The following is a 10,307-nucleotide window of genomic DNA, read 5'->3' as shown; positions in this document are numbered from 1 at the left end:
CAAACATGATACAATCGTATAAGATTTATAATTGAGGAAGGACAGTGGTTTTTTATGATTATTCGTAATGAACAAGATTTGGAAAGTTTACGAAAAATCGGCCGCGTTGTTGCGCTTGCACGCGAAGAGATGAAAAAACAAGCAAAGCCAGGTATGACAACGAAAGAGCTTGATTTGATCGGTAAAAAAGTATTAGATGAGCACGGTGCTATTTCTGCACCTGAAAAAGAATATGATTTTCCAGGTGTAACTTGTATTAGTGTAAATGAAGAAGTTGCACACGGTATTCCAAAAGATCAAGTATTAAAAGAAGGCGACTTAGTAAATGTTGATGTATCTGCGGCACTTGACGGTTATTATGCAGATACAGGTATCTCTTTTGTTCTTGGGCAAGATGAAGAAAAAGAAAAACTTTGCCAAGCAGCAGTAGATGCATTTTGGGCAGCAATGAAAAAAGTAAAAGCTGGTTCGAAACAAAACCAAATCGGTCGTGCAGTTTCTAACTTTGCTCATAAAAATGGCTATGCCGTTATCCAAAACTTAACAGGTCATGGCATCGGTCTTAGCTTACACGAAGCACCAAATCACATTCTAAGCTACTACGATCCAATGGATAATGCACTTCTTAAAGATGGTCTTGTTATCGCTGTAGAACCTTTCATTTCTATGAAAGCTGACCATATTATTGAACGCGGCGATGACGGTTGGACATTTGTAACACCAGATAAAAGCCTTGTTGCACAATGTGAACATACAGTCGTCGTAACACGCGGTGAGCCGATTATCTTAACTGAACTGTAAGGGATAAAAGGAATGTAAGTGGCATTCCTTTTTCTATACAAAAAAGAAGAGAAATCACACTGATTTCTCTTCTTTTCATATGGATGCCTTACATCTACTGATAATTATCATAAAATGTGGAAACATGACAATTATCATGTTCAAAAGGTTCAAGCATAGGAAAAGGAAATCTCACCATAGATTTCTTTTCCCTACATAATCTAAAGCTTGGGTACACTAGACATGCAATTTAGGGGCTTTCAAAACAAGAAAGCGAACCTTTGTCTAAAATAATAGCACATACATCTTCTCTAAAAATATGCAAATATGCATATGAAATGATCCTACTTTTATTTCTCAACTTGAATTAATTGAAAATACAAAAAACAAGAGATAGAATAGAGTCGTTATCCGTCTTCTTTTGTCAGTCAGATAGAATAGAAGAATAGGAGAGGAATATATGAAGAGAACATTGAAACAAAAAATAGTAAGCTCTTTGCTTGCTGCAACACTCGCTGTCAGCTTAGCTCCAATTGGACAAGCAAAAGCTGATTCCCCGTCAGAAACGATCAAAACTCCACCTATTACAGGGCAAGTTGATGCTAACCGTGCAATCGAACACGTCCGTTTTTTATCAGAAACAATTGGCCCGCGCCCTGGTGGAACACAATCAGAAAAATGGGCTTCTCGCTATGTTGGGATGAAATTACAGTCAATGGGATATGAAGTAGAATATCAGCCATTTGCTGTACCCGATCAATATGTGGGATTTATTGATTCTCCTTTATCACGTTCAAAAAACTGGCAAGCAGGCGCTGCTCCGAATGCTTTAATTTCTACTGAGGCTGTTACCGCTCCCCTCATTTTTGTACCAAATGGAACAAACCTAGACGAAATTCCAAATGAGGTAAACGGGAAAATTGTCTTATTTGAAAGAGGTGAAACAGTAACGGACTACAACAAACAAGTAGAAAATGCCGTTGCAAAAGGTGCAAAGGGTGTCCTCTTATATAGTTTAATTGGCGGTCGCGGTAACTATGGACAAACTTTCAATCCAAGATTAACGAAAAAACAGTCAATCCCTGTATTTGGTCTTGCTTATGCACAAGGTAATGCCTTCAAAGAAGAATTAACAAAAAAGGGAAATGCAATCCTTTCTTTAAAAGCACGACATGAATCAAACCTACAACCTCTAAATGTTATCGCGAAAAAGAAACCGAAGAACAGCACTGGAAATGAAAAAGCTGTTATCGTAAGTTCCCATTATGACAGTGTTGCTGGAGCACCAGGAGCAAACGACAATGCCTCTGGAACAGGTTTGGTATTAGAATTAGCTCGCGCATTTCAAAATGTAGAAACTGACAAGGAAATCCGTTTTATTGCTTTCGGATCAGAAGAAATGGGACTAATCGGATCTGAACATTACGTTGACAACTTATCACAAACAGAACGCGCTCGTATTTTAGGTGTGTTTAATGCTGATATGGTTGCTACAAGCTATAAGAAAGCAAAAAATTTATATGCAATGACTTCAGATGGATCTACGAATCTTGTAACTGATGCTGCACTAAATGCTAGTAAGCAATTAAATAATGATCTTGTTCTTCAAGGAACATTCGGTTCTAGTGACCATGTACCGTTTGCTTATGCTGGCATCCCTGCAGCTCTGTTCATTTGGATGGGAGTAGATAGCTGGGATCCACTTATCTATCATATTGAAAAGGTATACCATACACCACAAGATAACGTTCTAGAAAACATTTCACCTGAACGTATGAAAATGGCGTTAGATGTCATTGGTACTGGTGTTTATGATGTTCTTCAAAAACCAGCTATACAAACAGGGCAGAAAGCTGCTTAATTATCATCAAAGCCACTCACTCCAAAGTGGTGGCTTTTTTTGTTAAAAAAAAATAAATATGCATAAAAGCATATTTATTTCAAGGTATTATCATGTATAATACTAAATATAACAATAACTAAATATAACAATAATAATTATACTTGATAAGAACATTTCTATTATTAAAAACAACGATTCTTGCAGGTGTATTAACTTTTGCTGGACAGGAGCTACTGCTGCAACCATTCAAGAACAAAGCTTTACAAAATACTATTTCTAATTTCGCTATAGAAAACCCCCCTTCAGGTTGCATTCTTTCCTTCACCTTATCATGAAGTTTTTTTGAATATCTACCTAAAGGGAGTAATATCAATAGTAATTTTTTAAATTTGTCTGCTACTCAGATTACAGTGTAATCAATAATCTAAAGCTTTTTTATTATTTTATTCGTTGACGAGCGAATAGAAGTCCACCTAAAAGGAACAATACCATACCTCCAACAATTGAAATGATTTCCGTGGATGTTCCTCCTGTGTTAGGAAGTAATACTGTCGGCTTATCATTTTCTGTAGTAGGTGGAACTTTTGAATCGTTATTTGTGTTTGGATCTTTTGGATCTGTGCTTGGATCTTTTGGATCTACGTCCTTGATTTTTGTATTCGTGATGTCATAACCATTCACTTCTGTTTGGTATCCATCTACTTTTTGTTCTTTCACTTCATACTTATATGCCTTTCCTTCGGCATCGTATGCCGCTAAATCTTTGAATTCATATTTCCAACCGCTTGCTTCACTTACTTCTTGTGTCGCAAGCACTTGGCCATTTTGTAGTAAGTCTACTTTGATCATTGCCGGACGATCTTTCGCATTGTCGTCTTTCCATGTCTTCGTTCCTTCTACTTTTGTTTGACCAACCTTTGTATTCGTGATGTCATAACCTTTTACTTCTGTTTGATATCCGTCTACTGCTTGTTCTTTTACTTCATACTTGTATGCCTTTCCTTCGGCATCGTATGCTGCTAAATCTTCAAATTCATATTTCCAGTCTGTTGCTTTGCTTACTTCTTGCGTTGCAATCACTTGGCCATTTTGTAGTAAGTCTACTTTAATTGCTTTCGGACGATCTTTCGCATTATCGTCTTTCCATGTTTTCGTTCCTTCTACTTTTGTTTGACCAACCTTTGTATTCGTGATGTCATAACCATGTACTTCTGTTTGATATCCGTCTACTGCTTGTTCTTTTACTTCATACTTGTATGCCTTCCCTTCGGCATCGTATGCTGCTAAATCTTCAAATTCATATTTCCAGTCTGTTGCTTTGCTTACTTCTTGCGTTGCAATCACTTGGCCATTTTGTAGTAAGTCTACTTTGATCATTGCCGGACGATCTTTCGCATTATCGTCTTTCCATGTTTTCGTTCCTTCTACTTTTGTTTGGCTTACTTTTGTATTCGTAATGTCATAACCTTTTACTTCTGTTTGATATCCGTCTACTTTTTGTTCTTTCACTTCATACTTATATGCTTTTCCTTCAGCATCGTATGCTGCTAAATCTGTAAACGCATATTTCCAACCTGTTTCTTCACTTACTTCTTGTGTCGCAACCACTTGATCATTTTGTAGTAAGTCTACTTTAATCATCTTCGGACGATCTTTCGCATTATCGTCTTTCCATGTTTTCGTTCCTTCTACTTTTGTTTGGCCTACTTTTGTATTCGTGATGTCATAACCTTTTACTTTTGATTCGTATCCGTCTACTGGTTGTTCTTTCACTTCATACTTGTAAGCTACTCCATTTTCATCATATGCCACTAAATCTTTAAACTCATACTTCCACTCTGTTGCTTTGCTTACTTCTTTCGTGTCAATCTCTTTGCCATTTTGTAGTAATTTTACTTTGATTGACTCTGGGCGATCTGATGCATTGTTATCGTTCCAAGTCTTCGTTCCTGAAACTGATGTCTTGCCTACTTTTGTATTCGTGATGTCGTAACCTTTTACTTCTGTTTGATATCCATCTACCGGTTGTTCTTTCACTTCATATTTATATGCTTTTCCGTCTGCATCGTTTACCACTAAATCTTTGAATTCATACTTCCAGCCTGTTGCTTCTGTTACTTCTTGTGTTGCGATCACTTGGCCATTTTGTAGTAAGTCTACTTTGATCATTACCGGACGATTTGTTGCGTTTCCGTCCTTCCACGTCTTCGTTCCTTCTACTTTTGTTGTTTGTACCACTTTTGTATTTGTAATGTCATAACCTTTTACTTCTGTTTGATATCCATCTACCGGTTGTTCTTTTACTTCATACTTATATGCATTTCCGTCTGTATCATATGCCGCTAAGTCTTTGAATTCATATTTCCAGCCTGTTGCTTCTGCTACTTCTTGTGTTGCGATCACTTTACCATTTTGTAGTAAGTCTACCTTAATCATCGTCGGGCGATCTTTCGCATTATCGCCTTTCCACGTCTTCGTTCCCAAAACAGATGTAGTTTTCACTTTATTCGGAATCGGCAACTCCACTCCATTTACATCACCTGATTTAACCTCGAAACTTACTTTTGCTTGAGGATCGAAATCAACATAGTCTGGAGCTGAAACCTCTTGCATATAATATTTACCCGGTTGTAAGTTAGGAATTTCAATTATCCCTTCGTTATTTGTTTTATATTCGCCCCCAACTTGTTCACCCGGCTCTTTATACAACTTAAACGAAACATTTGGGATTACTTTTCCTTTATTTCCTTCAATATGTTTAACAATTTTTAGCGTTCCTTTTGGAACCTCGTTACCTTCAGCACCACCGCCAGCTGTCATATTTTCGACTGGATAACTACCCGATTCAGTAACTGGGTCTTTGTGAAAAACTTGGTAATCAATCGTATAATCATTCTTAAAAAACTCTTGCTTCTTTCCGGCTTCCGTTATAGTAGATGTATAACCAATCGAAAAGGAGGCAAGACGTGCTTTATCCTTATAAAGCACAACTTTAAATGATCTGTCACCAGTAAAGGTAATCGTTCCGTAACGTTGCTTTTCAAACTCTTGTAGCGTTAAAGATCGACGACCTATATAATCATCAATAATTATATAGAAGCTATCCTTATTAAGTGTTTGACCTTCCTGTAAATTATCAGTCACAACAATATCGCGACTTAACTCTTCTTTATTTAAGTTTATATTCAAGAACCAACGTACTTCATTGTCCTTACCTGAGTTCATATCACCAGTTTTATAAAAAAACGGTCCCTTTCCAGGATCTGTACCACCACCACCGCTTGGACCGGTAATTGTTACAGATTGCTTATCTACATTTGTACCGAAATTGGTTTCAATCTCTTTCTTTTGATCCGTTCCTACATTAGCAGCTTCCACGTAAAAGTTTAAATATCCTTTAATATTTTGATGTGTACTCACTCTATCATTAAATGTACATACCACAGTACCTGCAGTGACTTTACAAGTACCATAGTCATCTAATGGAAACTCTCTATCTAATCCTTTTAATTCTGGAGGCAGCGTTAATGTTAGTGTGTCTCCAGGCTTCAGCCTAAGTCCATTTTTTTCACTGAAGTTTACAGTTACTTTAGTCCGTTCTGTGGTCTGTAGATTTGTTTTATCAATCTTAAAACTATCCACAAGTCCTATTGTATTTAACTCTTGTGCACTTGCTATTATAGGCAGCAAACTCTGACCTATAGTAAACATAAAAATCATTATAATCGAAAAAATTGAAGTAACTCTTTTTAAATACATATTTTATACTATCCTCCCTATAAAATTAAATGTTGCTAGATTTTGGTACAAACATACTATGACAAAGATTCTATTATTCAATGTCATTAAGCTATTTTACTTAAATATGTTTGATAGCTATTATCATCTTTTTCTCTTTTTTCAACTCTTCTATTGTTTAGAAACTTGAAATTTTCTTTTTATATAGATTCATCTAATTTTTCCGACATATCTAAACCGTGGTATTTCTGGTCTATATTGTTTAACAAAAACAAATAAGGGAAAGAACAAATTTTGATAAAGGAATTCAAAAAGCATTCACGACAAAACTCATGACAGTCATTCACTTTATTATGCCGTAGAGGTTAAAAAGCTTCTTCATGCCTATCGCAAACGATTGCACAATACGCAAAAACTTTCAGTGCGGGCAAGTATGGACGAATCACTTCACAGCAAATATGTATTTGGCCAACTTACATGCTTACCCTCCTGAAGAATAACAAGAAGTACAGCGTATAATCGAATTTAGCACACCAGCCGAAGAAGGTTACAGCTGTGACACATGCTAGGATACTCGTATTCTAAAGGATGTCATTGAAGATACGTTTTCTGTCATCATGAGTTGAGATGAAATCGGCCATATGTTAAAACGTTTTGTATTTAGGTACACAACCGACCTACACATCGAAACAAGTAGACAAGAAAAATAAGAAGCGTTCCAACGTCAGCGCTATATAATTAAAAACGCTCCGGATGAAGTATTGTTTGCCTATGAAGATGAAAATCATATTCTCCAAATCTAAATACAGTGGAACAAATTTGGGGGTAAATAAAAAAGAGTGTGATTGGCAACTAATTTCATAATAAATCGTGCAGAAATATGAAATTCAGCCTTTTCATTTTTGGAGTCTATAAATGAGTGTCGAGAAAAAGTAATTTGTCTAATGGATCTATGGCTATGTCGAAGAATTAAAATGAACTTATATATACATTTCACTTACTCGCTAAGAAGAGTTAGCTTTTCTAGGGCGACATTACATTTTAATATCGAGAGATTTATATACATAAGTGATGATAATAGCAAAATCGAGAGATTTATATCCTTTCATTATTTTTATCAAATCATGAAAACTTTAGTTGGACTATATGTACTATTTTAGACATAAAATCCCTAGTTTTTTGACTAGGTTAGAAGTTTTCAAGATTACTTACTAATTGTGTAGATACTTGATTAGATGAAGTGTTAGTTTAGTATTCGGCATAGTTGTAACAACATCATTTACAACAATCACACCATTTACTGGTAACATTTCATCTACTAATACTACATGTATAGCTTTTTGATAATTTTACCCCCGACAACCTATTATTCTAGAATTGTTCTAAAAAATCAATAGTTAATTGGTGTTTTTCTATTTTCACTTCATCACCATAACATATATTTGCCACATATATTTAGAATAGAAAACTGAAACAGAAAAAGAGATAGCTTTGCCATCTCTTTTTCTGCCCAACTTCCCCTCATCAAGCCATACGTGAGGTTCTCCTCCATACGGCTTTTCGGTGATCTGTTTTCTTTGCCATCTAATCAGTCTATAGGCTGATTAGATGTTTTTATATCAACTTATATATCACTTTTAAACAAAAATAAGCATCTTTTCTTTTGTCTATTACATTTTCTCAGGTGCAGATACACCAACTAACGCTAATGCACTTTGAAGTGTAATGCGTACTGCACGCATTAAGTCGTAACGAGCTTTACTTAATTCTAAGTTATCTTGGTTTAATACTTTTTCTGCATTGTAGAAGCTATGAAGCGCTGCCGCTAATTCAAACGCATAGTTTGTAATGCGATGTGGCAGACGCTTTTGTGCTGCTTCTGCAACTGCTGCTGGGAATTCACCCAGTTTTTTCAGTAAGTCTACTTCTTTTTCAGAAGCAACAAGTTTGTAATTGACATCTCCACCTGCAGTTAATCCAAGCTCTTCACCTTGACGAAGGATACTGCATACACGTGCATGAGCATATTGTGCATAGTATACAGGGTTTTCGTTAGATTTTGATACCGCTAAGTCCATATCAAAGTCTAAGTGAGAGTCACCGCTGCGCATTGCAAAGAAGTAACGCATTGCGTCCACGCCTACTTCTTCCATTAGCTCGCGAAGTGTAACGGCTTTACCTGTACGCTTACTCATTTTTACTTTTTCACCGTTTTGGTATAGTTGTACCATTTGGATGATTTCTACTTCTAACGTCTCTTTATCGTAACCAAGCGCTTGAATCGCTGCTTTCATACGAGGAATGTAACCGTGGTGGTCAGCGCCCCATATGTTGATTAATTTATCAAATCCGCGCTCTAATTTATCACGGTGATACGCGATATCTGGCGTTAAGTATGTGTAAGAACCATCATTTTTAATTAATACGCGGTTTTTATCATCACCATAAGTCATAGAACGGAACCAAGTTGCTCCGTCTTCTTCAAATATTTCCTCGCGCTCTTTTAATACCGCAAGAGCTTGATCAATTTTTCCATTTTTGTATAGTGATGTTTCAGAGAACCATACGTCAAACTTAACACGGAAGCTTTCTAAGTCTTTTTGAAGTTTTGCTAATTCGTATTTCAAACCGTACTCACGGTAGAATTCATAGCTTTCTTTCTCATCAGCTTTTGCATAACGATCGCCAAACTCTTCAGCTAAGCGTTGTCCGATTCCGATGATGTCCGCACCATGGTATCCATCTTCTGGCATTTCTTTTTCTAGCCCTAATGCTTGCATGTAACGAGCTTCGACAGAAAGCGCTAAATTATGAATTTGGTTACCAGCGTCATTAATGTAGTATTCACGAGATACATCGTATCCCGCTTTTGCTAATACGTTACATAATGTGTCACCTACTGCCGCACCACGTGCATGTCCTAAGTGAAGGTCACCTGTTGGGTTTGCAGATACGAACTCAACTTGTACTTTTTCACCTTTACCAGTGTTTGTTTCACCATAATTCGTTCCAGCTGTAACAATTGCCGGAATTAAGTCTGTTAAATACCTATTATCCATATAGAAGTTAATAAAACCAGGACCAGCAATTTCAATCTTTTCAATAGAAGCTTTTGCTTTATCGAAGTTCGCAATTAATTCCTCTGCAATCATACGAGGAGCTTTTTTTGCTACGCGCGCAAGCTGCATCGCCATGTTTGTAGAGAAATCACCATGCGTTTTATCTTTTGGAGATTCTAATACAACGTTTGGAATTTGTTCTTCTGTTGCTAATTCTGCTTTTAATACGGCAGCTTTAATTTCTTCTTTAATCAATTCTTTTACTTGTTCTAAAGAGTTCATTATTTTGCCTCCTTCAAATTAATCGTAATTGTATATCGGCCCGCTTCTTGTTCACTTAGAAGCAATGCGTACGTTAAAAAGAGTTGTCCTTTTTTCTTCTCGTCCGACCATTTAAAAAGAACGTTATCAGTTTTCGTTTGCAATGCAAACGTACCAAGTTCACTCGTATACGTACCAGTTGTCCATTCACCTTTCGCATGCGTCTGACGCATAGAAACAGCACCTGAACGCATAATGAGAACTTGTTCGCCTTGAATTTTAATGATTGTCTTTACTTCGCCTTGTTCGTTCGGCTCTTGAAATGTTACATATGTACCTTGACCTTTTACATAGTATTGACCATTTGCCTCAAAAGCAACGGTCTCCTTTCGTGCCCCTTCACGGATTTCTGTTACGAAATGAACGTGTACTGGCAAGCCTGCAAGTTGTTTCTCCACGTCTTGCACACCTTTCAATATGTTATAGATATTAAATAAACTTTATAATAAATCACTTTTCCTATCATATCAAAAAAAACCTATGTCTGTCTGCTGAAAAATCAGGAAAACCCTGTTTCGAAAAAACAATTTATAAAGATCTATCTCCTATGATAAAATATCTTTTAA

General features: G+C 36.4%; 5 protein-coding genes. 2 read left to right on the top strand and 3 right to left on the bottom strand.

Annotated elements, in window-relative coordinates:
* Positions 1 to 54 precede the first annotated feature (54 nt).
* A complete protein-coding gene (gene map / locus ACM6HU_RS14380) occupies positions 55 to 801 on the top strand; it encodes a type I methionyl aminopeptidase (RefSeq protein ID WP_016112718.1) in 747 nt (248 codons plus the stop codon).
* Positions 802 to 1,240: 439 nt separating this feature from the next.
* The gene (locus ACM6HU_RS14375; protein ID WP_414848238.1) at positions 1,241 to 2,641 is read left to right on the top strand and encodes a M28 family metallopeptidase; all 1,401 of its coding nucleotides are present in this window, start codon (positions 1,241 to 1,243) and stop codon (positions 2,639 to 2,641) included.
* Between the two features lie 420 nt (positions 2,642 to 3,061).
* Here the strand turns inward: ACM6HU_RS14375 and ACM6HU_RS14370 are convergent, their stop codons facing one another.
* The 3 genes from ACM6HU_RS14370 to ACM6HU_RS14360 form a co-directional block, all read right to left on the bottom strand.
* Positions 3,062 to 6,382, bottom strand: coding sequence for a Cna B-type domain-containing protein (locus ACM6HU_RS14370; protein ID WP_414848237.1), 3,321 nt, complete (start codon positions 6,380 to 6,382; stop codon positions 3,062 to 3,064).
* A gap of 1,649 nt (positions 6,383 to 8,031) precedes the next feature.
* Positions 8,032 to 9,702, bottom strand: a complete 1,671-nt coding sequence (gene argS, locus ACM6HU_RS14365; RefSeq protein ID WP_414848236.1) for an arginine--tRNA ligase — start codon at positions 9,700 to 9,702, stop codon at positions 8,032 to 8,034.
* Positions 9,702 to 10,139, bottom strand: coding sequence for a DUF1934 domain-containing protein (locus tag ACM6HU_RS14360; protein ID WP_016112723.1), 438 nt, complete (start codon positions 10,137 to 10,139; stop codon positions 9,702 to 9,704). The genes argS and ACM6HU_RS14360 overlap by 1 nt, the downstream gene beginning before the upstream one ends.
* Positions 10,140 to 10,307 lie beyond the last annotated feature (168 nt).

Origin of the sequence: Bacillus sp. IT-79MI2, from assembly GCF_949768135.1 — a bacterium.
Lineage (GTDB): Bacteria > Bacillota > Bacilli > Bacillales > Bacillaceae_G > Bacillus_A > Bacillus_A pseudomycoides.
The sequence above is the reverse complement of the archived record's forward strand: the minus strand, read 5'-3'. Positions and strand labels throughout refer to the sequence as shown.